At 40.4% G+C, this 26,843-nt stretch carries 22 protein-coding genes; 15 read left to right on the top strand and 7 right to left on the bottom strand.

Annotated elements, in window-relative coordinates:
* Positions 1-2: 2 nt before the first annotated feature.
* From IE339_RS04970 to IE339_RS04995, 6 genes are all read left to right on the top strand, one after another.
* Positions 3-518: a 1,2-dihydroxy-3-keto-5-methylthiopentene dioxygenase gene (locus IE339_RS04970; protein WP_242174106.1), complete on the top strand. Its 516-nt coding sequence runs from the start codon at positions 3-5 to the stop codon at positions 516-518.
* 155 nt (positions 519-673) lie between these two features.
* Positions 674-1,765, top strand: coding sequence for a sugar ABC transporter substrate-binding protein (locus IE339_RS04975; RefSeq protein ID WP_242174108.1), 1,092 nt, complete (start codon positions 674-676; stop codon positions 1,763-1,765).
* A gap of 37 nt (positions 1,766-1,802) precedes the next feature.
* Positions 1,803-3,302 (top strand): sugar ABC transporter ATP-binding protein, encoded by a 1,500-nt coding sequence (locus tag IE339_RS04980; protein WP_242174110.1) that lies wholly within the window; start codon positions 1,803-1,805, stop codon positions 3,300-3,302.
* Positions 3,303-3,305: 3 nt separating this feature from the next.
* The gene (locus tag IE339_RS04985; RefSeq protein WP_242174113.1) at positions 3,306-4,328 is read left to right on the top strand and encodes an ABC transporter permease; all 1,023 of its coding nucleotides are present in this window, start codon (positions 3,306-3,308) and stop codon (positions 4,326-4,328) included.
* Positions 4,329-4,429: 101 nt separating this feature from the next.
* A complete protein-coding gene (locus IE339_RS04990; protein WP_242174116.1) occupies positions 4,430-5,773 on the top strand; it encodes a CoA-disulfide reductase in 1,344 nt (447 codons plus the stop codon).
* Between the two features lie 349 nt (positions 5,774-6,122).
* On the top strand, positions 6,123-6,353 hold the full coding sequence (locus IE339_RS04995; protein ID WP_242174119.1) for an aspartyl-phosphate phosphatase Spo0E family protein: 231 nt from the start codon (positions 6,123-6,125) through the stop codon (positions 6,351-6,353).
* Positions 6,354-6,472: 119 nt separating this feature from the next.
* Here the strand turns inward: IE339_RS04995 and IE339_RS05000 are convergent, their stop codons facing one another.
* A complete protein-coding gene (locus tag IE339_RS05000) occupies positions 6,473-7,234 on the bottom strand; it encodes a DUF4931 domain-containing protein (protein ID WP_242174122.1) in 762 nt (253 codons plus the stop codon).
* 150 nt (positions 7,235-7,384) lie between these two features.
* A complete protein-coding gene (locus IE339_RS05005) occupies positions 7,385-8,911 on the bottom strand; it encodes an ATP-binding protein (RefSeq protein ID WP_242174125.1) in 1,527 nt (508 codons plus the stop codon).
* A 254-nt stretch (positions 8,912-9,165) separates the two neighbouring features.
* Between IE339_RS05005 and IE339_RS05010 the strand changes: the two genes are divergently transcribed.
* Both IE339_RS05010 and IE339_RS05015 read left to right on the top strand, forming a co-directional pair.
* Entirely contained in the window at positions 9,166-9,636 is a 471-nt protein-coding gene (locus IE339_RS05010; RefSeq protein ID WP_242176118.1) for a MarR family winged helix-turn-helix transcriptional regulator, read from the top strand.
* 120 nt (positions 9,637-9,756) lie between these two features.
* Positions 9,757-11,451 (top strand): M3 family oligoendopeptidase, encoded by a 1,695-nt coding sequence (locus IE339_RS05015; RefSeq protein WP_242174128.1) that lies wholly within the window; start codon positions 9,757-9,759, stop codon positions 11,449-11,451.
* 47 nt (positions 11,452-11,498) lie between these two features.
* Here IE339_RS05015 and IE339_RS05020 read toward each other — a convergent pair whose 3' ends face one another.
* Together IE339_RS05020 and IE339_RS05025 are read right to left on the bottom strand one after the other, a co-directional pair.
* Positions 11,499-11,984 carry a C40 family peptidase gene (locus IE339_RS05020; RefSeq protein WP_242176119.1) on the bottom strand — a complete coding sequence of 162 codons (486 nt, stop codon included), beginning with the start codon at positions 11,982-11,984 and terminating at the stop codon, positions 11,499-11,501.
* Between the two features lie 108 nt (positions 11,985-12,092).
* Positions 12,093-13,682: a two-component system sensor histidine kinase NtrB gene (locus IE339_RS05025; RefSeq protein WP_242174130.1), complete on the bottom strand. Its 1,590-nt coding sequence runs from the start codon at positions 13,680-13,682 to the stop codon at positions 12,093-12,095.
* Positions 13,683-13,957: 275 nt separating this feature from the next.
* Here IE339_RS05025 and IE339_RS05030 point away from each other — a divergent pair, with 275 nt between their 5' ends.
* Both IE339_RS05030 and IE339_RS05035 read left to right on the top strand, forming a co-directional pair.
* Positions 13,958-18,283 carry a pullulanase X25 domain-containing protein gene (locus tag IE339_RS05030; protein WP_242174132.1) on the top strand — a complete coding sequence of 1,442 codons (4,326 nt, stop codon included), beginning with the start codon at positions 13,958-13,960 and terminating at the stop codon, positions 18,281-18,283.
* 115 nt (positions 18,284-18,398) lie between these two features.
* On the top strand, positions 18,399-18,650 hold the full coding sequence (locus IE339_RS05035) for a hypothetical protein (RefSeq protein ID WP_242174134.1): 252 nt from the start codon (positions 18,399-18,401) through the stop codon (positions 18,648-18,650).
* A 41-nt stretch (positions 18,651-18,691) separates the two neighbouring features.
* On the opposite strand, the gene IE339_RS05040 is transcribed toward IE339_RS05035, so the two are convergent.
* Positions 18,692-20,818: an ATP-dependent Clp protease ATP-binding subunit gene (locus IE339_RS05040; RefSeq protein WP_242174136.1), complete on the bottom strand. Its 2,127-nt coding sequence runs from the start codon at positions 20,816-20,818 to the stop codon at positions 18,692-18,694.
* A gap of 431 nt (positions 20,819-21,249) precedes the next feature.
* Between IE339_RS05040 and nhaC the strand changes: the two genes are divergently transcribed.
* Together nhaC and IE339_RS05050 are read left to right on the top strand one after the other, a co-directional pair.
* Complete coding sequence (gene nhaC, locus IE339_RS05045; RefSeq protein ID WP_242174138.1) at positions 21,250-22,644, top strand: Na+/H+ antiporter NhaC; 1,395 nt, start codon at positions 21,250-21,252, stop codon at positions 22,642-22,644.
* Positions 22,645-22,910: 266 nt separating this feature from the next.
* Complete coding sequence (locus IE339_RS05050) at positions 22,911-23,792, top strand: alpha/beta hydrolase family protein (protein ID WP_242174141.1); 882 nt, start codon at positions 22,911-22,913, stop codon at positions 23,790-23,792.
* Between the two features lie 37 nt (positions 23,793-23,829).
* Here IE339_RS05050 and IE339_RS05055 read toward each other — a convergent pair whose 3' ends face one another.
* A complete protein-coding gene (locus IE339_RS05055; protein ID WP_242174144.1) occupies positions 23,830-24,417 on the bottom strand; it encodes a CPBP family intramembrane glutamic endopeptidase in 588 nt (195 codons plus the stop codon).
* 121 nt (positions 24,418-24,538) lie between these two features.
* On the opposite strand from IE339_RS05055, the gene IE339_RS05060 reads away from it, so the two are divergent.
* Positions 24,539-24,670: a DUF6254 family protein gene (locus IE339_RS05060; RefSeq protein WP_242174146.1), complete on the top strand. Its 132-nt coding sequence runs from the start codon at positions 24,539-24,541 to the stop codon at positions 24,668-24,670.
* Between the two features lie 41 nt (positions 24,671-24,711).
* Here the strand turns inward: IE339_RS05060 and IE339_RS05065 are convergent, their stop codons facing one another.
* Complete coding sequence (locus IE339_RS05065; protein ID WP_242174148.1) at positions 24,712-25,431, bottom strand: 3-ketoacyl-ACP reductase; 720 nt, start codon at positions 25,429-25,431, stop codon at positions 24,712-24,714.
* 191 nt (positions 25,432-25,622) lie between these two features.
* Between IE339_RS05065 and IE339_RS05070 the strand changes: the two genes are divergently transcribed.
* Positions 25,623-26,381, top strand: a complete 759-nt coding sequence (locus IE339_RS05070; protein ID WP_053399667.1) for a hypothetical protein — start codon at positions 25,623-25,625, stop codon at positions 26,379-26,381.
* Positions 26,382-26,390: 9 nt separating this feature from the next.
* Positions 26,391-26,843, top strand: a complete 453-nt coding sequence (locus IE339_RS05075) for a hypothetical protein (RefSeq protein WP_242174150.1) — start codon at positions 26,391-26,393, stop codon at positions 26,841-26,843.

A 26,843-nucleotide genomic window follows, 5' to 3' on the forward strand; every position in this document is an offset into this window, starting at 1 on the left:
ACATGGCAGTTATTCGATTACATGAAACAAATGAGCGTATCACAGATCAACAACAGGTAGAAACATTCCTAACAAACGAAGAGGTAATTTACGAGCATTGGGATATTAACAAGCTTCCAAACGCTCTTCGTGAAAACTTTGACCTAACGGATGAACAAAAAGAAGAGATTTTACAGGTATTTAATGAAGAAATTAAAGATATTTCCGCTCGCCGTGGTTACCAGGCTCAAGATATTATCTCACTATCTGATTCCACACCAAACCTAGATGAGCTTCTTACAAACTTCCAGCGTGAACATCACCACGAAGATGATGAGGTTCGATTCATTGTAAGTGGTCATGGTATTTTCGTCATTCAAGCACAGAATGGTCAGTTTTTTGATGTAGAACTAGAGCCAGGAGATTTAATTTCGGTTCCGGAAAACACAAGACATTATTTTACGCTGATGGAAGATCGTAAAGTCGTAGCCGTGCGTATCTTTGTGACAACAGAAGGATGGGTACCGATTTACGCATAACAAACGGATAGACAATGGGAAGTAAAAAGATACGAAACATCGCCTTGTTATAGGTTGATTGAAGGGGCCATAACAAGAGGTGAGGCGTATCTTTTCTATTGTCTAATACTAAAACATAGTATTTTGATCGAATTACTATAATAAGGAGGATCATTATGAAACGAAAACTAGTGGGACTATTCGTTTTTACGTGCGTGTTGCTTTTAGCGTTAGCGGGTTGTGTGAAAGAGCAGCCACCGTTAGGTAGTGACGGTCAGCCGATCGTAGCTGCTACTTCTCAACCAAAGACTGTAACGAAAACGAACACGACGCCTGTTAAGAAGACCGTCAAAAAAAATGGAAAGTTAAAAATCGCCCTGATTGCTGAATTCACAACAGGTACTCATGCGGCTCAATACATAAATGGTGTCAAACAAGGTGCAAAAAAAGCAGGAGTAGACTTAAGCATTTCCGATGCAAACAATGATCAGTCGAAGATGGCTTCTTATTTAGACACAGCCATTAATGAACACGTGGACGGAATTTTGATTAAGCACGGTCGAACAGAGACACTTCAGCCTGGCGTAAAGAGAGCGATTAAGGCAGGAATTCCAGTCGTCGCATTTGATGTAGAGCTAAATGTCCCAGGCGTAACGACCGTTGACCAAGATGACTATATGATGGCTCTGATGGGATTAAAGCAAATGGCACAGGATCTGAACGGTGAAGGAAACATCGTGTATATCTTTGTTGGAGGATTTGCTCCGATGGAAAAGCGAAATCAAGTGTATAACTTAATGATGCATCGCTATCCTGGTTTAAAAGAAGTGGCGAGGTTTGGAAACGCGACAGAAAATACGTCATTAGACACGCAAAATAAGATGGAAGCGATCCTAAAGCGCTATCCAAACAAGGGTGATATTAAAGCTGTATGGGCACCATGGGATGAGTTTGCGAAAGGAGCGACGCGTGCCATCAAAGAAGCGGGGCGTGATGAGATTAAAGTATACGGCATTGATTTATCTGATGAAGATTTGCAAATGATGCAGCAAGCCAACAGTCCGTGGAAAGCTTCAGCCGCAGCGAACCCTGCAGCGGTAGGTGAAAAACAGCTAAATCTTTTAATTGATAAACTCTCAGGAAAAAACATTCCTCGTTATTATTCATTTGATCCAGTTCTAGTTACGCAAGATCAGCTTCCGAACGAAACGATTAACATGGATCAGCTCGGACAATACGTGAAGGATTGGAATAAAAACGATCAGTAAACAACTCGTGTATGAAGAGAAAAAGGAGGGAACCGCTATGACCGGTCAGCTGAACATGCAGCATATCTCCAAGCATTTTGGTAGTTTTCAAGCTCTCAAGAAAGTGAGCTTTGATGTGAAACAAGGCGAAGTTCATGCCCTTCTAGGAGCGAACGGAGCAGGGAAAAGTACGCTAATGAAAATTTTATGTGGTGCTCATGATGGGTACGAGGGCGAAATTCGTCTTGGGGACAAACATCTTTCCATTCATTCACCGGCAGATGCGAAGCGAGAAGGTATTCAAATCGTTCATCAAGAAGTGGATGTGGCGCTCGTCCCGTCTTTAACCGTGGCAGAGAATATTTTATTAGACGTGCAAGCTTCAAAGGACGGAGATCGCTTGTTGAATTGGAGGAAAACCGAGCAAAAAGCAAAAGAAGCGCTACAGATGCTAGGGTCTTCAATTGACGTAAAAAAAGACGTATCAACACTAACTCTTTCAGAAAAGCAGCAGGTGCTTATTGCAAGAGCGATTATTGGAAGAGCCGCTTATCTTATTTTAGATGAGCCGACTGCACCGCTTAGTATAGAAGAAACAAAACAGCTGTTTCAAGTTATTCAGCATCTTACAGAAACGGGAGTAGGTGTGATTTATATTTCCCATCGACTGCAAGAAGTGTTTGAAATCGCAGATCGTATTACGGTTCTTCGAGATGGAGAATGGGTTACAACTGTTCGTACGAAGGACACTTCGGTCAATGACGTGATTACGTCAATGCTCGGAAAAACGTTTTCAGAAGAAATAGCAAAAGCCAGCATAGAAATCGGAGAAGATCTGTTACGTGTGCAAAAACTATCATGGCAGGATAAAGTAAAGGATGTTTCATTACAAGTTCGTGAAGGTGAGGTTGTCGGCATTGCAGGACTCGTCGGGGCAGGGAAAACGGAATTATGCCGGAGCCTCTTCGGCCTTCACCGGCAGGTAAAAGGTTCCATACACATGAGAGGTAAAAAGCTACGACTTACGACCAAACCCCACTACTACATTGAACAAGGAATTGCCCTTGTTCCAGAAGAACGTCGAAAAGAAGGTATTTTGGTAGAGGAGTCGATTTCTTCAAATTTAACGCTACCAAGTCTACAGCGCTTTACGAATTATTCATTTGTTAAGCGGAGACGAGAAGAGCGAGAGGCGAATACAATCATTCAGCAGGTAGGCATTAAAACCAATTCTACTAAGCAAGCGGTTGGTACGTTAAGCGGGGGAAATCAACAGAAAGTAGCAATTGGAAAGTGGTTGCTTAGAGATGCCGATATTTATCTGTTTGATGAACCGACAAAGGGAGTAGACGTCGGATCAAAGCAAGACATTTTTGAACTTATTCAAGGTTTGGCAAAACGAAAAAAAGGTGTGCTGTATGCTACCTGTGAATTTAATGAGTTATTAGGTGTCGCAGATCGAATTTACGTCATGTACGACGGCCAAATCGTCAAAGAATTAACAAAAGAAGAAGCTACGCATGAAAACTTATTTTATTATGCGGCAGGAGGGAAGTAAACCATGAATAGTCAAGCGATTGAAAACAAGGAGCCTGTTCGTTTAAAGCAAAAAAAGGGTACCGCATTTGATTTTCTTTATAAATATGGCACGGTCGTCACGATTTTACTAACGATCGTCATTTTCTCCATTTTATCGCCAACGTTTCTCACAACCGCTAACTTGAGTGACATTTTACGTTCTATTTCAATTGTGACGCTCATTGCGATTGGCGTGACCATTTCCCTAACGATTAACGGACTCGATTTGTCCGTTGGTTCAACGGCAGGGTTAGCGACGACGTTGTCCGCCTCAATGCTCGTGTTTCATCGTCAAGAAATCTTTGTGGCGGTGGCGATTCCCATTGTGGCGACGCTAGTAGTAGGTCTTGTAAATGCTTTTTTAGTCGTTAAAGTGAAAATCCCGGATATTTTAGCTACGCTCTCGATGATGTTTATCGTACAAGGCGTTTTGCTTACCTATACAAAAGGGTCTGCGATCTACACGAACATGCCTTTAGAAGAGGGCGGGAGAGCACCGGGTATCTTTATTCCGTCCTTCTTGAAAATCGGTCAGGGGGAGGTAGTGGGAATTCCGATTCCTGTTATCATTATGCTTGTGGCGGTACTCGTTGCACACCTGTTTTTCCGCTATACAAAACACGGGCGCTTCTTTTATGTAACAGGTGGAAATATGGAAGCAGCAAGGCTATCTGGTGTTCCAGTTAACCGTTATCGCATGTATGCGTATGTGCTGTCTGCTCTTTTTGCAGGTATCGGGGGCGTTGTACTAGCTGCGCGAATTGGGGTAGGTGAAGTGAACGCAGGATCATCCTTTTTAATGGATGCTGTTGCAGCCTCTTATATCGGTTTTTCGGTATTTGGTGCAGGAAAGCCGAATGTCGTTGGAACGTTGTTTGGTTCAATTTTAATCGGGGTGTTGCTAAACGGCTTAACGATGCTGAACGTTCCGTATTATGCACAGGATATTATAAAGGGTGCTGTTTTAGCAGGCGCATTAGCCATTACCTATTACCGCTCTAAATAACGGTCTGAAAAGGAATCAATCATTTTTACTGGTTGATTCCTTTTTTGTTATAAGGAAATACTTGTAGGGTATAGTAACGACAGAAAGGTAGGGATGTATTGATGAAACGTGTGGTTATAATTGGAGGCGTTGCTGCTGGAATGAGCGCTGCTTCAAAGCTGCGTCGGTTAGAAGAAGAGACGGAAATTATCGTGTTTGAAAAGGGAGAAGATATTTCATACGGGGCATGTGGATTGCCTTATTATATAGCTGGAACCATTTCTTCGAGTGATCGTCTAGTAGCAAGAACAAAAGAAGAATTTGAAAAGCAAGGCATCAACGTTTATTTACGTCATGAAGCAGTAGCGCTATCTCCAGAGGAGAAAAAAATTAGAGTTGTTAATCATACGGATGGATTAGAACGGGACGTTAACTATGATCATCTCGTTCTAGCTACGGGTGCTTCAGCTATTCAACCACCATTTTATAGGGAAGAAGCGAGCAATGTCTTTACGTTAAAAACGTTACAGGACGCTATACATATGAAAGCTTTTTTTGAGAAGACGCCTGCAAAGGACGTAACGATTATTGGCGGTGGATATATTGGCATGGAATTAGTCGAAACGATGAAAACGCTCGGAAAGCATGTTCGAGTAATCGATGTGCACGACCATGTTCTTACAGTATATGACGAGGATATCGCACATTTGGTTCAGTCTCACCTTAAAGAGGAGCATGGCATTGAGTTTTGTCTTGGAGAAGAAGTAACGTCGTTGACACAACATAACGGAGATGTTGTAGCCGTTGAAACAAAAACGAACACCTACCAAACAGATGCGGTGATTGTGAATGTGGGTATCCGTCCTAACACGACCTTTTTAAAAGGATCCGGAATTGAATGTTTAGAGAACGGAGCGATTCTTACAAATGAATATATGGAAACAAATCTTCCGTTTATCTACGCTGGAGGAGATTGTGCGACAAGCTATCATCGCCTGTTGAAAAAACGAGTACATATTGCCCTCGGTACGATTGCGAATAAACAAGGACGCCTGATCGCTGAAAACATCCACGGGAAGCGTCATGCTTTTCAAGGGGTGTTAGGAACAAACATCGTAAAGATTCTAGATCTCACAGTAGCGAAGACAGGTTTATCGGAAAAGGAAGCAAAGGAAGCGAACATCCCCTACGAAACAGAAACCATAACGGCCAATAACGGAGCATCCTATTACCCTGGAACAGAGGAGCTGACCATTAAACTCCTTTTTAACAAAGAAAGTCACGTGATAATAGGGGCACAAATTGTTGGGGGAGCGGGAGTAGCGCAGCGTATTGATACCCTTGTCGCGGGTATTTACAATGAAATGACCGCAGATGAAATGACGTATTTGGATCTTTGTTATGCCCCTCCATATGCCGGCGTCTGGGACGCTATCCAGGTGGCGACCAATAAGATTAAGAAGTAAGTAGGGAGGGACCTCTCTACTTTTTTCCTAGTTATGGGCCTCTTATATTTAGTTTCTTTTACTTATGTTAAAGTTTTACAATCTCTATTATAATAGTGTGCTTAATAAGTTTTTCAGGATTTGTTGAAAGACCTCTGTTTTTGTCGGAAAAAATGCAAGATTTGTAGCAGGGAATATGGGAGAAATACGGGAATTGTACAGATATAAAGACAAACATAGCAGTAAGTTTACAAAACCTTAAAAAAAACGTTAAAAAAAATGTCTATTATTGCGACTCTATTTACATATTTAGTAGAATTTGTAATACTACGTTAGTAGAGATTTTTTTCGTTAAAAGGAGGAAGTCGCGTTGCAAATCCAAAATCAGTGTGAAGCTGAGGCGTTATTTTTAGAGATTGTCCAAAAACGCAAAAAGATGATGGACATCGCGGAGGTACAAGGGTTCACGAGCTGTGAAACGTTGAGATGTAGCCAGGAATTAGATCTACTTTTAAATAAATATCAAAAGCACTTATCGAAAAAGGAAGAAAAACGACCCCTTTTCTCATTTTTTCAAAAAAACTTTGCATTGCAAAAATAATAAACTAAATTAGGACCGTGACGATATAAATGATCATTTTGATATCCTCCTGTTAAACTCGTCCTTCAAAAATTTATTGTGGACGAGTTTACAGAGAATCAGAAGCCAAAAGCTGTAGGTTACGACAAATAAAGTTCTTTTACTTTTAAAGCCACATCTCCAATTTTATTCGAGACTTGAGGAATACCATAGCCTACGAACAGAGGTGAAGTGGCAAAGCGCGGCACAATTTTCGCGTAAACGTCTCCTTGTAAATAGTAAAAGAATAAGTTATAGCTTGTGCAGCTACGATGAAAATGATTTAACACATAGTGAGCAGCAATTTGAATGTAGTCGGCCATCTTTGAGAGTTTTTCCTGATCAGATAGACGAACGTTAAACTCAAAGAAGCCCATTCGTGGCTTGCTAGAAAGGGTAAATTCCACTCCGCTTTCTTGATCAATCGTTACTCCTTCAAAATTCTCCAGCAAAATATCTGCATGTGCGTCTAACTTTTTTAACCCTACAATCTGCATATGAGGATGTCGCAAAGACCCTCCTGACATCGGGCCGTGATTTTTATAAAACATGACCGATTTGAATTCACCGCTATTCATCATTTCAAACCAATGTTTCATACCAAAAGAAATTAACGTATGAAGATGCTCTTTCGGATATTCAGACAGCTCTGAGGAACAATCGTCCGTTTCAATAATAACCGTTTGAAACGTATCCTCTAATACAGGGTATTTATTTTTTAAGAAGATAATAGAGCCTTCTTGGTCCAAAATGTCGGTCAAGTGCTCCACGTCACAAAAAGGACAGGAGTTTTGTCTGTTAACAATGGTCTCAGGTTTTTGAGAACCGATGGATGAATTAAAAATAAGATGTTTCTGACTCATACTATTCTCCTTTATCTCATTATTTTTGGGGCAATGAAACGGTAAAACCCCACTTCTATAAAAGTGAGGACCTGACCCTTACATATTATGAAGACGTAATTTTATTATCGCAAACAATCGAAAAAAAGCAAAGAAGATGACCTTCCTTCGTTACTTGACGAGGGGAAGCGTAACGGATACGGTTGTACCGACGTTCAGTTCGCTAGATATAGCTATTGTTCCCGCATGCATTTCGATAATTCGTTTACAGACAATAAGACCTAGTCCTGTTCCTGTTTCCTTCATAGTGAAAAAAGGAGTAAATAACTTTGGCAATACTTCTTTTGAGATGCCTGTTCCATTGTCCGTAATAGATAGAACACAATACTTTCCGTCTTTAATAGAGGAAATTGTTAATTGGCCATTTTCCTGCATTGAGTCCAGGGCATTTTTTGCAAGATTCAATAAAACCTGCTTGATTTGGTTTTGTTCGCATGAAATAAGCAATGCGGTAGGTGGTAGATCAACTTTTACTTGAATACCTTGCATGTTTGCTTCGGATTCGATGATGGGCAATGATTCGGTAATAATCTCTCTTATATCACACGTTTGCAAGTTTTGAGCAGTGGGCTTTCCTAAAATTAAAAACTCGCTGACAATTTGGTTGATCCGATCAATCTCAGTCTGAATGACGGAGAAATAATACTGATCTTTTTCGTTTGTATGTGTTTCGCTTAGCAGTGTCACAAGCCCCTTAATACCAGTGAGGGGATTACGAATTTCGTGTGCTGTACCTGCAGCAAGCGTTCCGATTAATTCGAGCTTTTGTGCTTCGTTTGCGGCTCGTTCCCGCTCATTTTGTCGTTTCGTCCGCCAAAGGTTTAAAAGCAAGAATAAAACGGTGGTGATAATTAATGAAAGGAACATCGAATAAATAAACCAGTGCGTAATTTGGGCATCTGATACAGCAGGAACCGTTACGACTAGCGTCCAAGGCGCTTGATCAAGCTTCATTGTATAGGTGAAGCTGCTATCATCGTACTCCACGTCATGATTCGTATCAAAAATTAAAATTTGATTTTTTCCATACAGCTGTACTTTATCAGATGGACTTGCTTGCTTCGTCAACTTTTTCAAATAATCAAGCCGCAGAGTGGCGAGTAAAATACCTCCAATTTGCTGCTTCTCGTTTTGAACAGGTGTCGCCATCGTAACGATGTAACGCCCCGTCAAACGTCCATAATAAGCATCTGAAATAGCCGTTTGCTTCTGTTTGATGACGTCTTGGAAAAAGTCACGGTCATAGACATTGATGATTTTAGATAAAGGATGAGAACCGAGAAACATATCTCCCTGCATATCAACGTAATAAAGACCTGACAAGCGCTCATCTTTTCTATGCAATTGATGAAGGGTATTGGTAATATCATCACGTCGCTCTAAATCTTTACTGTCCTGTGTGATGGGCCTGATTGTCATGGCAATGGTTTCAATGCTTGTTCTCGTATCTCCGATAAAGCGATCTAGATTGTTTTTATGTAATCGTGCAGTCGATTCTGCGACGCGACGATGATCTTGCTGAAATTGATAATATCGAAATTGTACGAAAAGCAAGCTGAGTACAATAGAAGGAATAAGAACCATTACGAGAAATAAACAAATGTTTTTTAGCTTAAATTCTGAAGAATATGTGGTCATGCTATTATAAACCGCCTCTATTAAACGTCGTTCTAGGGTATATTATAGCAAAATTAGAGAATACTTCCTAGACGAAGAAAGAATATGGAAATGAATGTACGCTGATGCGTGTCTACTTAAGAAATAAAATACGTGAATATGGTGATATGATAGGGTATACTGTTTGACAACAACATACAATTTTAGTATAATTATCTCGAAGTCAAGATAAATGAATCAAGAACGAAAATGTTAAAAAGAGGGAAAAGATGTCTATGAATAAGGAAGCTACAAGGGAAGAATTAGATCAATCATTGAAGCTGTTTATTGTACTTTCAAGAGCACATCGCGCTATTAATGACCATGTACACAAGCTCATTCAAAATCATGGCTTAAACCCAACCGAATTTGCTGTATTAGAGCTTTTATACCATAAAGGAAGACAACCTCTTCAACAAATCGGAGGTAAAATTCTTTTAGCTAGCGGAAGCATCACGTACGTGATTGATAAATTAGAGAAAAAGGAATATCTCGCACGCGTTGCTTGTCCGAGTGATCGCCGCGTGACGTATGCGGAAATCACCGATAAAGGAAAAGCCTTTATCGAGAGCATTTTCCCAAGCCACGAGCAGCGTATTCACGAAATTTTATCTGCACTGTCCGCTGATGAGAAGGATCAAGCCATTGAGCTATTGAAAAAACTTGGTCACTTTGCAAATGATTACGTGCCAACAGAATCTGAATAAGTAGAAGCCTTCTAGCTTAAGAAGGCTTCTTTGTTTTATGAAAAAAGAAAAGGAATATCGATATTTTTGTCGAATGTAGTAGTGTTGATAGTACATACATAACCTAGAGGGGGACTTTAGATGAAGTTTCAAGATTTTACATACGAACGACCTGATATTAAGAAAGTAGAAGCAAGTTTTGAAGAGGCTCTTCAGCTTTTTAAGGAAGCAAAAAGTATCGAAGAACAAGAGAGTGCGTTAAAAGCGATTCATAAAATTGAAGCAGACTTTGGCACGATGGCTACTCTTTGCTCAATCCGTCACTCGATCGATACGAACGATGAGTTTTACAAAGCTGAACAGGATTACATGGACGACGTAACGCCTCACATTCAGGCGCTTAAGCACAAGTACTACCAAGAGCTTGTTTCATCACCTTTTCGCGCAGAGCTTGAGGAAAAGTGGGGAACACAGCTATTTGCACTTGCGGATGCAGAGTTAAAAACATTTTCACCTGAGATCTTAGAGGACTTACAGCTTGAAAACAAGCTGTCTTCTGAATACACAAAGCTTGTCGCATCAGCTAAAATTCCGTTTAACGGAGAAGAGTTGACGCTTGCACAGCTTGGCCCATATGCTGAATCTGTTGATCGTGATGTTCGTAAACACGCGCTAGAGGCTCGCACAGGCTTTTTCAGTGAAAACGGCGAAAAATTCGATGAAATTTACGACAAGCTTGTAAAAGTTCGTACGAAAATGGCGCAAAAGTTAGGCTATGAAAACTTCGTAGAGCTTGGATATGCACGTATGTCACGCACAGACTATGACGCAGAAATGGTAGCTAACTTCCGTAAACAAGTACTAGATCACATCGTTCCATTAGCACAAGAGTTGAAAAAGCGTCAGGAAGAGCGTATTGGCGTCGACAGCTTGAAGTATTATGACGATGCGTTTGAATTTAAAACAGGGAACGCAGCTCCAAAGGGTGATCCGGAGTGGATTATCGACAACGGCACGAAAATGTACGACGAGCTTTCAGACGAAACAAAAGAGTTCTTCCACTTTATGTTAGATCGTAACTTAATGGATTTAGTGGCTAAAAAAGGGAAAGCAGGAGGCGGATACTGTACGTTTATTGATAACTACAACTCTCCGTTCATTTTCTCTAATTTCAATGGAACATCAGGCGACATTGACGTGTTAACGCATGAAGCAGGACATGCCTTCCAAGTGTATTCTAGCCGTCATCAAGAAGTACCTGAATATTTGTGGCCAACATATGAGGCAGCAGAGATTCATTCAATGAGTATGGAATTCTTCACATGGCCATGGATGGAGCTATTCTTTAAAGAAGATACAGAGAAATATCGCTTTGCTCATTTAAGCTCAGGACTATTATTCCTTCCATACGGAGTATCTGTCGATGAGTTCCAACACTTTGTGTATGAAAATCCAGATGCAACGCCAAAAGAACGCAAACAAGCATGGCGTGAGATTGAAAAGAAATACACACCGTATAAAGACTACGATGGAAACGAGTATTTAGAAGAGGGTGGATTCTGGCAGCGTCAAGGTCATATTTATAATTCACCATTTTATTACATCGACTACACGCTTGCGCAAATTTGTGCATTCCAATTCTGGAAGCGCGATCGTGAAAATCATGAGGAAGCTTGGGCCGATTATCTTCACCTCTGTAAGCAAGGAGGAAGCAAGTCATTTACAGGACTTGTGAAAGAAGCCAACTTAATTTCACCATTTGAAGATGGATGTGTGGAATCAGTCGTATCAGAAATTAAATCGTACTTAAATTCGGTTGATGACAAAGCTCTATAATAAGAAAGACCCCCTGTCCTTTTAGGAGTACAGGGGGTCTTTTCTATTTATTTAACCGCGATGTGTTTTACTGTTACGACTTTTGATTTCCAATATGAATCAAGAGAAGAGACCGCGACACCTTTTTTAGTTGTCACAGAGATGAATGTATTTTCTCCCACATAAATCCCCACGTAATTAATCTCTTTTTTCTTATTATCGATCGTATCGAAAAACAGTAGATCTCCAGGTTTTACTTGCTTAAGCGTAACCACGGTGCCTTGCTTATATAAATCAGCTGTCGTACGTGGTAGAGAAACGCCAACTTTTTTATAAACGTGCTGAACAAAAGCAGATGCATCAAATCCCTTAACGGTTGTGCCACCATTTTTATAAGGAGTGCCAATGAGCGTTTTTGCATAAGTGACAAGCTGACTAGATGGATCTTTTTGGACAGGAACAGCAGGTTTTGTCGTCGTAGCAGCACTAGCTACACCAGTTCCTCCTATCGCTAATCCTGTTACAAGTAAAGCGGAAAGAGTTATTTTTTTCATTGAATACACGGATTCTACCTCCTAAAATTGTTACCGTTGGTACGGTAATTACACGCGGACAAGTTATTGCCCATCTATTAGACTCTTAAAACAGGAAAATGTTACACATTATGGTGAAAAAATTTTATGATGGGAGAGAGGAAGGGAGATATGAATGGTCGTCCCACTATTCTCTACGCTATCAATCGTTAATTCACCGTGATGGTTGTGAATAATTCGTTGAGTCACCACTAGCCCTAAACCTGTTCCCGATTCTTTTGATGTGACAAACGGTTTGTATAAATCATTAAGAAGAGACGCAGGAATGCCAGTGCCCGTATCCTCTATTTGAATGTCTACTTGATTCTGATCGTGAACAGCGCTCAAATGAAGTGTCCCACCATTCGGCATCGCTTCCACGGCGTTTTTAAATAAATTGATAAAGACTTGCTTAAGCTGGTTGCTGTCGCACATGATCGTAATATGAAAATCAGTTTCATTGTACTGAATGACAATGTCCTTCGACTCACATTCTTTTTCAAATAAATGCAAGGCGCCTTTTAGGAGGCTATCGAGGGTGTGCGGCGCAAACTTTTCGCGATTTGGTTTCGCTAATGATAAAAATTCCTCTAGTATTTCATCAATACGATGAATCTCATCCATCATAATCGATGTATAGGGCTCAAATTCACGAGACTGCTCGTTAATGAGCTGCACAAATCCATTAAGAGAGGTGAGTGGGTTGCGAACTTCATGAGCAACCGTTGCCGCTAGTTCTCCAGCGAGCACCAACTTATCAGAGCGCCGCAGCATAACATCTAACGTCTTTCGTTCTGAAAGATCATGAATAATATGAGTGAAAGCCATCAGTTTGCCATGATCATCATAAATGGGTGAAATATTAATTTCAACATCAATAAGGGTACCGTCTTTGCGGAGATCTTGCGTTTGAAAACCGATAATGTTTTGTCCGCCTTCTAACACTTTTTTGACGTTTTCCAAATGCTCGAATGATTTATTCCCCGTCACAGGTAATTTTTTTCCTAAAATTTCGGCTTCACTCCACCCATAGATTTTTTCAAATGCTGGGTTTACCATAATTACATGATCATCTAAATCAACGATCGACATCGCATCATTATTATTTTGGAAAAATGATTGTAAGTACCCCTGAGTAGTATGAAGTTCCTTTTTGGTCGCTTGTTCGTTTTGGTAAGCGGTTCGCCAAAGGCGATTTGCATACCTTGTGTAAAAAAGAAGAAAAATTAAGCATAAAACCGAAAATAAAATGAAAAAGATGACGTCCCCTGCTACCACTTCTGAAAAAATTTCTTCCATGTTATAAAAATAGAAGAATGAGAGCAGCGCGATGCAGATGATGCCAGATACGATAATAGACACGTAGTCATGATAAATCGTCGCAATAATAATACCAAATATTAAAAAAAGATAATTGATTAAATAAGGAAATGCGATGAGTAAATAAGTCATGTAGGCATAATAAGCAAAAATATAAGACCACCTTATAGTTTGCGGAGACGGCTTGAGGACGTATGAAATAAATGCAAGGATCGCTAATACTCCTACACCTACTGGTGGCAGTACCATATCCCAATCGTTACCGGTTAAAATGAGCGTGACAACATCTAGTAAATAAAATGTGGTAAGCAGGATAAATAATAAGTGATTTCGTTTTTTTAACAAAGAAATTTTGTCCAAGGCAATCATTCCTATATTTCTATAATTAATATCGTCTATTAACAGTTATATCTTATTTTCCGCCATATTTCTACCATATTTACCAAATTAATAGGTTTTAAGTTGAAATATAAGGAGTTAGAGGTTCACAGAAAGAGATAAAAAGAAATTGAGAATTCGTTTTGAAAAGTCAGTTTTTTTAGTTCTTTTTACCTATATAATCGATTAGCTAAGCGTGCCATAATATAAAAGAAAATGCAAGCGGTTTCATTAATTTGTCAAGGGGAGATGGGAAGATGAAGGGGGCAAAAAAGGTAATTGGTTCCACCATTCTTATTTTGCTGTTAGTTCTGCAAACGGTTGCATCAGGAGGAGCTTTTACGAGTCATGCAGCTGAAAAAACAGTTACGCTTGTAGGAGATTTGCAGAATGAGTTAGGGGCAAAAAATGACTGGGACCCAGCGGATGCTGCGACTATTATGGTCAAACAGGCCGATGGAACGTACAAATTCACAGGGAAGCTTCCTGCTGGAACGTACGAGTATAAAGTAGCGATTAATCAATCTTGGGACGAAAATTACGGGGTAAACGGTGAGGCTGGTGGGGGCAATTACAAGCTCGTACTGGATCAAGAAAAAGTGGTCACGTTCGTTTACAATGATTCTACACATACAGTAACGATACCGGTAGCTTTGGATAAAGACAAGCTGCCACGTCTCGTCGGAAACATTCAACCTGCAATTCACGCAGGAGAAGAGTGGAAGCCAGACCAATCGACTGCGATCTTTGAAGATGAAAACGGCGATAATATTTATACGTACAAAGTTCTTGTGCCAAAAGGTCAATACGAATACAAAGTGGTCTTAGGAAAAACATGGGACGATGCAGCGTATCCGACGGACAATGCAAAACTAGTTGTTGTTAAAGACACAGAAGTTACGTTTTTCTATAACCATGATACAAAACAAGTGTCAACAAACTATGATTCGGGTCTGCCTGATGGAAGCATACAAATGAATGCTCTATTTCACAATACATGGGATCCTGCTTATCGCATGCCGTTTGGAGCAATTGAAGCAGGAAAAAGCGTAAAGCTTCGCCTGCAAGCAAAAAAAGGTGATTTAACGGGTGCGAAAGTGCAATTGAAAAACTACGATAAGGGCACTACGAGTACAGAAGAAATGAGCTATGCGGGCTGGACACAAGTAGACGGGAAGAACGTTGAACTATGGGAGACGACCGTAACTCCGAAGGAAAAGGGCGTATACGGGTATAAATTTATTGCACGCGACGGAACAGCGGTTGCTGAATACGGAGAGGACACGCAGGAAGGAAAAACAGGTGTTGCGACTGAGAAAAATGCAAATCTGTTTCAAATGACGGTCTATGATCCAACATTTAAAACACCAGACTGGATGAAAAAAGCCGTTGTATATCAGATTTTCCCTGATCGATTTTTTAATGGAAATCCAAAAAATGATGCAGCGAAATCGAATGCTCGTGGCAAAGAGCCAATCGAGCATATGAAGTGGAGTGACCTTCCAGATAATCCGCGCCTTGCGAGTGAAGAAGCATATAAAGGTGATAACATCTGGTCAAATGATTTCTTCGGTGGAGATATTGCGGGGATTCAGAAGAAATTAGATTATATTCAATCGCTTGGTGTAAATACGCTCTATTTAAATCCAATTGCATCTGCGGCATCTAATCACAAGTATGATGCAACAGATTATAAAGCGATTGATCCGATGTTTGGATCACCACAAGAGTTTGACGCATTCACTAAAGAATTGAAAAAACGCAAAATGCATTTAATTTTAGACGGTGTATTTAATCATGTTGGTGATGATTCCGTCTACTTTGACCGCTATGGAAAATATCCAACGGTTGGTGCTTATGAGTACTGGGCACGCATTTATGATTTGATGAATAGCAAAAAGCTTACAGAAGCAGAGGCGAAAAAAGAAGCCGAAGCACAATTTATTAAAGAAGGACAAGTATTCAGTCCGTATGGATTTCAAAATTGGTTTAACATTGAGAACGTGAAAACGAACGGTGTGTATAAATACCAAGCATGGTGGGGATTTGATTCGTTACCAGAAATCAAATCGGTACCCGGTGCAAAAGTTCCTTACAATTCGGAACTGAACAATACAAACTTTGCAAAATACATTATGTATGACAAAGATTCAGTTGCAAAATCATGGCTACAGCGTGGCGCAAGCGGTTGGCGCTTAGACGTTGCAAATGAAGTAGATCCGGAGTTTTGGCGCGAATTCCGTCATGAGCTTAAAACAGGAAAAGGCGAAGAGCCCCTTATTTTAGGCGAAATTTGGGATGATGCATCCAAGTATTTCCTTGGAGATTTATATGATTCGGTGATGAACTATCGTTTTAGAGGAACGATGCTTGACTACCTGAAGAATGGAAAAGCGGAAAACGCCTACGATCAGCTTCAAGCGGTAGAGGAAGACTATCCGAAAGAAGCATTTTATGCGCTTATGAACTTAATGGGTTCTCACGATACTGCTCGTGCTGTCTTTTTACTAGGAAATGGAACAGACACTTCAGAGCGTGCAGAATATGATAAAAAATATGATTATGAGCTAGGTGTACAGAGACTAAAATTGGCTTCTATTTTCCAAATGGGCTATCCAGGCGCTCCGACTATTTATTACGGAGATGAAGCTGGTGTGACAGGCTCAAAAGATCCGGATAATCGCCGCGTTTATCCTTGGGGACATGAAGATAAAGCACTTGTCGCACACTATCAAAAGGTAGGAAAGGCTAGAAAAGCAAATGCAGATTTATTTGCATTAGGTGATTTAAAAACGCTTTATGCAAAAGGGGATATTATTGCTTATGCCCGAACGAATGAGAAAAAAGCAGCGGTTGTTATCGTGAATCGAGGCAATGAAGAACAGACGGTTACAATCGATGTAAAAGATGTAGCGGCAAATGGAGCGCTGTTCGTCGATCAGTTAAAGTTTGCTTATCACACTACGGTGAAGGATGGGAAACTAACCGTTACGATTCCAGCAATGAATGGTCGCATGCTCGTTGCAAATGAGCTTCCGAAGCAACAAGCATTTGTAAAAAATGTAGCGGTAACAGAAAGCAACCACACTGCAACACTCACATGGACTGGAAATGCCAAAGCTTACAAAGTATATCAAACGACGATTAACGGAGCATTTTACAAAGAAGTGCAGAATACGTCTTCAGGTCGTGCGATGATTTCAAATCTAGAAAATGGACGTTCTTATTATTTTGCGGTGACCGCAATTGATAAATACGGAAACGAATCAAAGCAGGTCGTGACGAAGGCTGTCATTCCGCACGTACCGCTAACGAATAATTACATGATTTCAAATATGACTAAGCTAACGAACGGCGTCATTGATTTAGCGAAACCACAAACAGTCTCTGCTGATATTATGATTAAAGGCGTAACGGAAAAAGAGCAGGGAGAGGGGCTACTTGTTCAACTTCATGTGAAAGAGCCTGGTCATACAAAATGGACTATCCTTCCTGCAGGGTACGTAGGGCAAAATGGTGACGCAAACACGTTCCAGGGAGAATTTCTACCGATTAATCAAGGCGCATACGAAGTGAAAGTAGCTCTTTCAACAGATGCAGGCCGAACGTGGGTATGGAGTAACGCGCAGACGGTTACGTTTGCAAAAGGAACAGACGCTGAGCCTCCAGCAAAGAGCGTCACTTTGAGCAATCCACAGCAGGAATCAGGACAAGTGAATTTATCATGGAATATAAACGAAGCAAAAGATCCATATATGATTGAGATTGTTCGAAACGGCAGCGTAATTGAGCGCTCCACAGATGTCAAAACGACAGCTTATAAAGATCTTAATGTCGTGAACGGACAATCCTATGAATACGCAGTGAACGTATATGATCAGGCAGGAAATGTCGTCACCTCTAATGCGGTGACGGTTAAACCAGACCTTGTGCTAGTCAAGGTAACATTTAAGCTTCATGCACCTGATTATACGTCTCAAAATGCGAAGATCACGATTCCGGGAAGTATCAATGGCTGGAATACAACCGCATTTGAAATGACGCGCGGCGGGGCGGTCACGAATGATTATCAATATACGTTTGAGGCACAAGAGGGAGAAGTATTAACGTATAAATACGTAAAAGATAATTCATGGGACAAAGAAGGATTACCTGATCATACCCCAAGCAACAAATCAGATGATGATGTTAGTTATTATGGTTACGGAGCACAGGGGACCGATTTAAAAGTAGTCGTTACCAATCAAGGTGGAAATCAAATGGTGATTGAAGATACAATTCTACGTTGGATTGACATGCCTGTTGTGATCACGTCACATACAGACGGTCAGACTGTTTCAACGGATACGATTACTTTAAAAGGAACCGCTATTAAAGGAGGAACGCTAACGATTAACGGTGAAAAAGTGACGGTTAATGAGGATATGACCTTTACACACACGGTTCAGCTTCGTAGCGGAGAGAATCCACTCACAATTAAAATCGAACCTTCTGAAAAGGCGAAGGCTGATATCTTCAAGAATGATGGTGGTGCGATTGAGAAAAATACGAAAACAATGACGTTTACAATCACGAAGAAATAATCATCAAAAAAAAGCAAAACCGCTATGGTTTTGCTTTTTTTGTTTCATCTTCCATACATAAATAGGTAAAAAATACCATATTATTTTTGTAGTAACGAACAAAGGAGTGTTCATCATGACAGAGAATCGAATTATTGTCTCAAATACAAAAAGTGTGGGCCTTTCGCTCATTCTAACGTTTCTGTTTGGCTCACTTGGCATGCTGTATTCCACTATTTTAGGAGCAGTGCTAATGATCATTGTGGAAGGGGTTCTGGGATTTTTAACGTTCGGAGCAGCGTTATTTATCACTCATCCAATTTGTATGATTTGGGGTGCGGTCGCTGCTCATAACTATAACAAACGACTCTTAAACGCTGTCCATTAAGATAAACAAAAAAGAGCAGGGGATTACCCTGCTCTTTTACTTTACTTCACGACAATTTCATCGTTTTCTACATCAACCGTAAAGGCTGTAGATGTTTCTTCTAAAATAAAGTCTGTAATACGATTTTCAAGCTGTTCTTGAATAACGCGGCGTAGTGGTCTAGCACCGAATGCTGGGTGATAGCCAAGCTCTGCTAATTTTTCTTTTGCTGCATCAGAGACCGTCATTGATAGATCTTGCTCTGTTAGCGTTTCTTGTAGTTCATCAAGCATAATGTCCACGATTTTTACAAGATCTGCTTTTTCAAGGTGATTGAACTCAATAATAGAATCAAAGCGATTTAAGAATTCAGGCTTGAAATAAGCAGACAGAGAATCCAGAATCGATGTTTCTTTAATCGCATCGTTCACTTTTTCAAACCCAACGGTAATTTTTTTCTCTGTAATACCAGCATTACTTGTCATAATAATCACCGTATCTTTAAAGCTCACTGTGCGACCTTGACTATCTGTTAGACGACCGTCCTCTAGAATTTGTAAAAACATGTGCTGTACGTCAGGATGTGCCTTTTCAATTTCATCTAATAAGATGATGGAATAAGGGTTACGACGTACTTTTTCAGTCAATTGACCCGCATCATCGTGTCCTACATATCCTGGAGGAGCACCGATTAATTTAGACACGGCGTGTTTTTCCATGTATTCACTCATATCAAGGCGAACCATCGCATCTTTTGAGCCAAATAGCTCCTCGGCAAGTGTTTTCGTTAATTCGGTTTTCCCGACACCAGTTGGTCCAACGAATAAGAACGAGCCAATTGGTCGGTGCTTCGCTTTTAGACCAGCACGAGAGCGACGAATCGCTTTTGAAACTTTTTCCACCGCTTCTTGTTGACCAATTACTTTTTCAGCAATGTTAGAAGCGAGATTTTTCATTTTATTTGCTTCGTTGTCTTGAAGCTTTCCAACAGGAATACCTGTTTTCTTTTCAATGATGGCCTGAATGTGGGCGACATCAATGACAGACGTTTCAGCTGTTTGTTCGTTTAATTGTTTTTCAAGCTTCGCTTCTTCATCGCGAAGTTTGGCCGCTTTTTCGTAATGTTCATCTTTTAACGCTTGTTCTTTTAGCGTTGCAATTTCTTTCAAACGAGCTTCTACATCATCTTTGTTGGTCACGCCTGATTTTAAGTTCATTTTAGAGCCCGCTTCATCTAATAAGTCAATTGCTTTATCAGGCAAGAATCGATCTTGAATGTAGCGGTGAGATAAGTTGACGCAAGCACGAATCGCTTCATCGGTAAACGATACGCCGTGATACGTTTCATACTTATCTTGAATACCTTTTAAAATTTCAATCGCTTCGTCAACGGACGGTTCATGTACCATAACTGGTTGGAAGCGACGTTCAAGAGCCGCATCTTTTTCGATTGAGCGGTATTCTTTTAAAGTTGTTGCCCCAACGAGCTGCAACTCACCGCGAGCAAGCGCTGGTTTTAAAATGTTTCCGGCATCCATAGAGCCTTCAGCTGATCCAGCTCCGACGATTTGATGAATTTCATCAATGAACAGAATGACGTTTTTGCGCTGCTGAAGTTCAGCAATTAATTGCTTCATGCGTTCTTCAAACTGACCGCGTACGCCTGTATTTGAAACAAGTGATGCCACGTCTAATAGATATACTTCTTTATTTAGTAATTTTGCCGGTACTTCGCCTTCTGAAATTTTCAGTGCGAGGCCCTCTACAATCGCTGTTTTACCTACCCCTGGCTCACCAATCAGAACAGGGTTATTTTTGTTGCGACGATTTAATATCTCAATGACGCGTTCGACCTCTTCATCACGTCCGATTACAGGATCAATTAGACCTGCTTTGGCTACGTGTGTTAGATTTCGGCCAAATTGATCAAGCAATCCACCGCCGTTTCCACCTTGCTGCGGTTGAGCGGCTTGGTTTGGTTGCTGTGCCGCTTGTTGATTGGCTAAATGATTGAATAAATCATCAATTGACATAGATCCAAATCCTCCTCCAAAACCTGATGGAATTTTATTTTGTTTCATTAATGATTGATAGCATGTATGACACAAACGATATTCTTGGTGTTGACCATTATATTTTAAATTCACATGTACTTGTGCTTGATTTTCATGACAATGTTGACACATCATAAAAAACGCCTCCTCGATAAGGAAATGTCAAAGATGTTTTATTTTGACTTTGACTATCTTTGACTTTTGTAAGTTCATTATACTTTGACCTTTTTTGACTTTCAAGTGTTTTGCTCGTAAATTTTTCACTTCATTTATTTGGGCGTGCATAATCAGCTTTCTTCCTATATATAAGAGAGCTGCTCATAGCCCTACGTTAACCGAGTAATTTCTTACCTTAGGTAAAGGGAGATTTCCCGATTACGTCTTATCTAAACATAGAAGCAGTCTCACGTAAAATAATTGAACTGAGCAAAGCAAAGAATAAACAGAGAAAGTTCGTATTGACAAGACATAGCTTCAACCTTATACTCAAATAGGTTTAACACTTAACTGCATAAAAGCATAAAAGCGTTTAAGTATAAAAGTTATAAAGAAAGGATTTCAACAAAATGAAAAAACAGCCATCATTCATACAGGCGCTTACGGTTATCATTTTTATTTTAGCGCTCATTTTTATCGGGCTTTTTGAATTTAAAGCAGAGCCTCATATACCGCTCATTATTAGTCTTGTTTTTCTAGGCTGTCTAGGAAAACTGTGGAAATATAAGTGGAAAGATATTGAGGAGGGAATTGTAAAGGGAATTACCCTAGGAATTAAGCCGATTCTAATTCTCGCTCTTGTTGGCTTGCTCATTGCAGCTTGGATGAGTAGCGGAACGATTCCGATGATTTTAAGTCTAGGTTTAGACTGGATCTCACCAAAATATTTCTTAATTAGTGCATTAGTTATCACGGTTCTTGTTTCAACGTTCACAGGGAGTACGTTCACAACGGTTAGTACGGTTGGTGTGGCGCTGATGGGAATTGCGACAGCTGTTGGGATTAGTCCAGCGCTTACAGCCGGTGCCGTCGTATCTGGGGCAGCATTTGGAGATAAAATGTCTCCGTTATCGGATACAACAAACTTTTCATCGGGGATTTTAGATGTAAAATTATTTGAGCACGTTCGCCACATGATGTGGACAACCGTACCAAGCTTACTTTTAACGGCGATTATTTTTATTGTGGTAGGTTTTCAAACTGATTACTCGCACATTAATTTAAATGAATTAAAGCATTTAAAAGATGTGTTAGGTGATCAATTTACATTAAGCTGGATTGCACTCATATCTCCGCTTATTGTCATTATTCTATCTGCAAGAAGAGCTGAGGTTGTGCCAACTCTTATTGCAGGGATTGCGAGTGCCTTTATTACAGCGCTATTCATTCAGCACCAGTTTTCAGTAAGTGATCTGCTTACATTCTTGCAAAGCGGTGTGAAAATTGATTCTGGAAATAGCATTGTCGATGGAATTGTGAATAAAGGCGGCCTTCAGTCCATGATGTGGACAATCTCACTTGTGCTGACAGCACTGTCACTAGGTGGAGTGATGAAGGAGTTAGGCATTGTTCAAGCGTTACTTGATGGACTAACGAAAATGATTCGCCGCACAGGTGATGTAACGTTAACAACAGTACTAGCATGTATCGGGGTAAATGTGATTACAGGCGAGCAATATTTATCCATTCTTTTACCTGGTCAAACGTTCCGACCTCTTTATGATAAGTGGGGGTTAGATCGAAAGAATCTTTCACGTACGCTAGAAGATGCAGGAACGCTTGTTAACCCGCTAATTCCATGGGGAGTGAGCGGCGCGTTTATTTCTCAAGCGCTAAACGTAGATGTTGTAACTTACTTACCGTATGCATTCTTTCTTATTTTCTGTCCTGTATTTGCTGTTATTTGGGGCTATACGGGCATTGGAATTGCCAAAGTGGCGCCAAAGAAGGATGTAGCAGCATAATAAAGAAAAGAGGCGGTTCGCTTTTTAGCGAATCGCTTCTTTTTATTTGAAAAAGAGGATTAAGACAAACTATGTGCTAAATAAAATAAGACTAAAGTCCATCTAGATAAAAATAAAAAAAGGACTATGATAGGGATAGTGAATGTGGCTTCTAGCATACCAGTATTCGCCTGTAGATCAAACATTTACAGCGCGTAAAGTGCAGTAGAGACCATCATCCTAATAGAGAAAGAATTTATATTGAGCATTTTTTAGGAGAGACTGCGTTGAAAAAATTTATTATTATTGTTGCAAGTGCAATCGTTTGTTTTTCTTTTACAGCGTTTTGGCATCATGCGAACAGTGAAGGTCAAGGAGAATTTAAGCAACGAATTCCGCTTGCATCTCCTTACAATCAGCATGTTGATGCTTATCAATTAACGTATCCAAGCGATGGATTAAAAATAAAAGGCTTTTTGTTGCAACCAAAGCATATTGACGGTAAGTTACCTCTGCTCGTATACAATCGCGGGGGAAATCGTGAGCATGGTATGATTCGAGAAAAAACGATTTCTTATTTGGCTTCTTGGGCACAAAAAGGATATGTTGTCGTAGCGACTCAATACCGAGGAAACGGCGGCAGTGAAGGAACCGAAACATACGGTGGAAAAGATATCGATGATGTGATCAATATCATGCACATTGGTGAAAAACTTCCATACGTCGATACAACGAAAAAATATGCCATTGGTTATTCACGTGGCGGTATGATGACGTACTTATTAATGAAAAGCGGTGCGAAGTTTAATGCGGTAGCCGTTGTGTCTGGAATTACAGATATGTTCCAGTTCTATGATCAGCGAGGTCCAGAAATGAAACAGGTTCTTCGTCAGCTAGTAGGAGACCCTAAGGATCCGAAGGTGGCCCAAACGTATCGCGATCGCTCTGTCATTTATTGGAGTGATAAGATTAATTCACCGCTGCTTATGCTTCATGGAAATCGTGACTGGCGTGTTCATTACACGCAGGCTGAAAAGCTTGTACGTCAGCTTGATCAAACAGATAAAGAACATAAGTTTATTTTGTACAAAGGGGCGGATCATCCGCTTACGAAGTATTTTGATGAATACAATGCTGAAATTGATAAATGGTTTCAAGCTCATTCGTAAAAAGCCATCCTCGCCATGAAGCGAGGACGGCTTTTTTTTATGAAAGAGGAAGCAGGTAGACAAGAAGAACGTCAAAAACAACGTGAGCGATCATCGCCACTTCAATTTTTTGACGCCATTCCAACAGCGCTCCCCACATGATGCCACCAACAAAAGCTGCTAGAGCGAGCAGTGGATTGAGCGAGCAAAGGTGAGCGGCCGTATATAAAGATGCTGCAACAATAGTACGTTGAAAAGGCGAAAGAGTAAAAAGCTTTTTATGCAAATACCCCCGCCAAAATAATTCTTCACCTGGTATGATGAGCAGAAACATTAGCAGATGCTGCCACCACACAGAAGGGGAAATGGATGAGTACAAATGCTGTACGTACGGTTCAATCGGAATATGCAGCCATTGCATAAATGCATTGCCACTCGCAAAAAGACCGTATAAAATAACCCCACTCATGATACCGACGACCCAATCGGCTTTATTTAAAAAGGACCATGATGCGTATCTAAGGGAAATGATGACCAACAAAACATATAAAAGGGGAAAGGTCATCCAAAAAGAAGTCGATGTAAAGCTACCATAAAACCCAATGCCAATTACAAGACTTAGGGCGAAGGAGAAAAGCCAATTCATACGTAAAATCCTTTCCAATACTAAGGTTCATAGGGATAATTATAGCGAAGAAAGCCATGCTAATAAAGGGAATGAGTGTAACCATTCAGAACCCAACATGTTTGTAAAAGGGGATAGAATCATGACACAATCGAAAAACCAAAAAGAGCGCCAATGGAATGTGCGTAAGCATTCACAGCAACCACATGGAAAAGTAAAATCCTTTGAAGAGCTATCTGAAGAAGTAGCGCCTCAATCGACTAATAAAAAATAGCAAAAAAGCGTGAAACGGATGAACGTTTCACGCTTTTTACTTTATGGATTCGTTGACCACATGCCAGCGGATTTAATGAAAATACGCGGATGAAGTTTTAATTGCGCCACCATAATTTCTGCTAGATCTTCTGGTTGCATTACTTTTTCTGGATTTCCGTCCGTTAAGTTTTCAGCAAATGCCATTTCTGTTGCAACGGTGCTTGGCGTAAGTGCCGTTACGCGAACGTTGTGCTTACGTACTTCAAGTGCTAATGATTCTGTTAAGCCGAGTAATCCTGCTTTTGAAGCACTGTAGGCACTTGTAACAGGTGCTCCCTTTTGACCTGCTGTAGAGGAAATATTGATGATGTCTCCGCCGTTTTTCTCAATTAGCTGTGGAAGAACAGCACGCGTTACGTAATAAACACCCATTAAATTCACATCAATAATTTTTTTCCAGTCTGCTGGGTCCAGTTCAAGGAATTTGCCGAACTTGCCGATCCCTGCATTGTTAATGAGAATATCTGTACCACCAAGTTCTTGGTGTAGAGATTCAACCGCTTGGTTAACCTCCTCCATTGATGAAACATCTGCTGTTGCATAAGCAACTTTTACGCCTGTTGCTTCTACTTCTTTCGCAACTTCTTTCAGTGAAGATTCCGTACGAGCTAGTAATCCTACATTTACACCTTCGTTTGCAAGCGCAATAGCTACAGCGCGTCCAATACCTTTTCCAGCGCCTGTAATAAGGGCTGTTTTACCTTTTAAAGATTGTGCCATGTTATTGTACTCCTTTCTTACCTGTTCTTTATAAGCCATTTAATCCTACAAAAGGGGGAAACAATTGTCAAAGACAACGCATCGTTTGATTTATCATAAAGGCAAATTCCTCTTGATTCATGCATATTTTACCTTTTTTAAATCAAACTAATGGTAACGAATAACGTGCAAAAAAAGGAGCTTGAAATTCCGTGCAGAGGTCCAAAATCAGGCGATACATCGGATATGCAAATTCATTAGGAACCAACACCATTCACTTTCGAAATCCATGGGTAATTGCTTGGTGGTCCGCTGCTTTTCCAGGGTACGGGCATTTCACCTTAAATAAATTCTTACTGGGATTTATTTTAATGATTTGGGAAGTCGTCGTAAACAGCCTTTCGCATTTAAACGAAGCCATTTATCTATCAATGGTAGGGGAATTTAACGAGGCAAGTGAGGTACTAAAAGAACAATGGGCAATCTTGTATGTGACCGTTTATATTTTTGCGATATGGGACAGCTATAGGCGAACGGTAGAAATGAATCAGTACTGCGTGCTTGCTAAGCGAGAAGGAAATCATACGATCGTTAAAAATGACTCCTTCTTTGAATTTAATAATGTGAGTACATACAAACCTTCCCTTGCGCTCGGGTGGTCGCTGCTTTTACCAGGGCTGGGCCATTTATACCTAAATCGGCTGATCGGCGTTGTCTATAGTATTGGCTTTTGGCTGTTTATTACGTATCAATCAAAGTACTATCAGTCGTTTTACTACATTTTAATAGGCGATTTGCAAAAAGCGAACGCCGTTGCCGATCCACAGTGGTTATTGTTCATTCCATCCGTTTATGCCTTTTTTGCCTATGATGCTTATATTCAGGCGATTGAAATGAATCGTTTGTTTAAGATTGAGCTTGATGTTCACTTGAAGAAACGATATCAGGATAAACCGAAATTGCTCACATGAGAGAGGAAAATGAATGTGTATATTTTATCAACCTTTGAATACACAACTCAATTAGAAATGGCGCTCTCGGAAATAGAGCAAGTAGGAATCGACAAAAGCCAAATCGCTGTCGTCAGGTTAGATCACAATGACGAGAGGGGACAGGTAGCGGATTCATTTGAGCGCTTTGATGGGACGAGTTACATTGACTTAGCCGCAATTTTCGGCACTATTTTTATGCTTTTGGGCGTTATTTACGGCCACATTTTGTATTTAGGTCCGATTCTATGGGGCATTATTGGACTACTAATTGGGGGAGGCGGAGGATTCATTGCCGATTATCTCTATACGAAGCGCAAAGTTTCACCAAAACGAACGCATCAAACAGAAGTTATCGTTATTATCGAATGTAATCACACAACGGAAAAAGCGGTGAGAAGAATTTTAGCGGCTAATCAGTCCAAAGCGATTGGGCAGCTGTGA

Origin of the sequence: Priestia koreensis (assembly GCF_022646885.1) — a bacterium.
In the GTDB taxonomy this organism is placed as follows: domain Bacteria; phylum Bacillota; class Bacilli; order Bacillales; family Bacillaceae_H; genus Bacillus_AG; species Bacillus_AG koreensis_A.

What these genes read in the sequence shown, in the direction of transcription:
- IE339_RS04985 (WP_242174113.1), top strand. Translation starts at nt 3,306, where the DNA reads ATGAATAGTCAAGCGATTGAAAACAAGGAGCCTGTTCGTTTAAAGCAA.
- IE339_RS05060 (WP_242174146.1), top strand. Translation starts at nt 24,539, where the DNA reads ATGACACAATCGAAAAACCAAAAAGAGCGCCAATGGAATGTGCGTAAG.
- IE339_RS05030 (WP_242174132.1), top strand. Translation starts at nt 13,958, where the DNA reads ATGAAGGGGGCAAAAAAGGTAATTGGTTCCACCATTCTTATTTTGCTG.
- IE339_RS05005 (WP_242174125.1), bottom strand. Translation starts at nt 8,911, where the DNA reads ATGACCACATATTCTTCAGAATTTAAGCTAAAAAACATTTGTTTATTT.
- nhaC (WP_242174138.1), top strand. Translation starts at nt 21,250, where the DNA reads ATGAAAAAACAGCCATCATTCATACAGGCGCTTACGGTTATCATTTTT.
- IE339_RS04970 (WP_242174106.1), top strand. Translation starts at nt 3, where the DNA reads ATGGCAGTTATTCGATTACATGAAACAAATGAGCGTATCACAGATCAA.
- IE339_RS05055 (WP_242174144.1), bottom strand. Translation starts at nt 24,417, where the DNA reads ATGAATTGGCTTTTCTCCTTCGCCCTAAGTCTTGTAATTGGCATTGGG.
- IE339_RS05075 (WP_242174150.1), top strand. Translation starts at nt 26,391, where the DNA reads ATGAATGTGTATATTTTATCAACCTTTGAATACACAACTCAATTAGAA.
- IE339_RS05000 (WP_242174122.1), bottom strand. Translation starts at nt 7,234, where the DNA reads ATGAGTCAGAAACATCTTATTTTTAATTCATCCATCGGTTCTCAAAAA.
- IE339_RS04990 (WP_242174116.1), top strand. Translation starts at nt 4,430, where the DNA reads ATGAAACGTGTGGTTATAATTGGAGGCGTTGCTGCTGGAATGAGCGCT.
- IE339_RS04980 (WP_242174110.1), top strand. Translation starts at nt 1,803, where the DNA reads ATGACCGGTCAGCTGAACATGCAGCATATCTCCAAGCATTTTGGTAGT.
- IE339_RS05015 (WP_242174128.1), top strand. Translation starts at nt 9,757, where the DNA reads ATGAAGTTTCAAGATTTTACATACGAACGACCTGATATTAAGAAAGTA.
- IE339_RS05065 (WP_242174148.1), bottom strand. Translation starts at nt 25,431, where the DNA reads ATGGCACAATCTTTAAAAGGTAAAACAGCCCTTATTACAGGCGCTGGA.
- IE339_RS05010 (WP_242176118.1), top strand. Translation starts at nt 9,166, where the DNA reads ATGAATAAGGAAGCTACAAGGGAAGAATTAGATCAATCATTGAAGCTG.
- IE339_RS05020 (WP_242176119.1), bottom strand. Translation starts at nt 11,984, where the DNA reads ATGAAAAAAATAACTCTTTCCGCTTTACTTGTAACAGGATTAGCGATA.
- IE339_RS05035 (WP_242174134.1), top strand. Translation starts at nt 18,399, where the DNA reads ATGACAGAGAATCGAATTATTGTCTCAAATACAAAAAGTGTGGGCCTT.
- IE339_RS04975 (WP_242174108.1), top strand. Translation starts at nt 674, where the DNA reads ATGAAACGAAAACTAGTGGGACTATTCGTTTTTACGTGCGTGTTGCTT.
- IE339_RS05040 (WP_242174136.1), bottom strand. Translation starts at nt 20,818, where the DNA reads ATGATGTGTCAACATTGTCATGAAAATCAAGCACAAGTACATGTGAAT.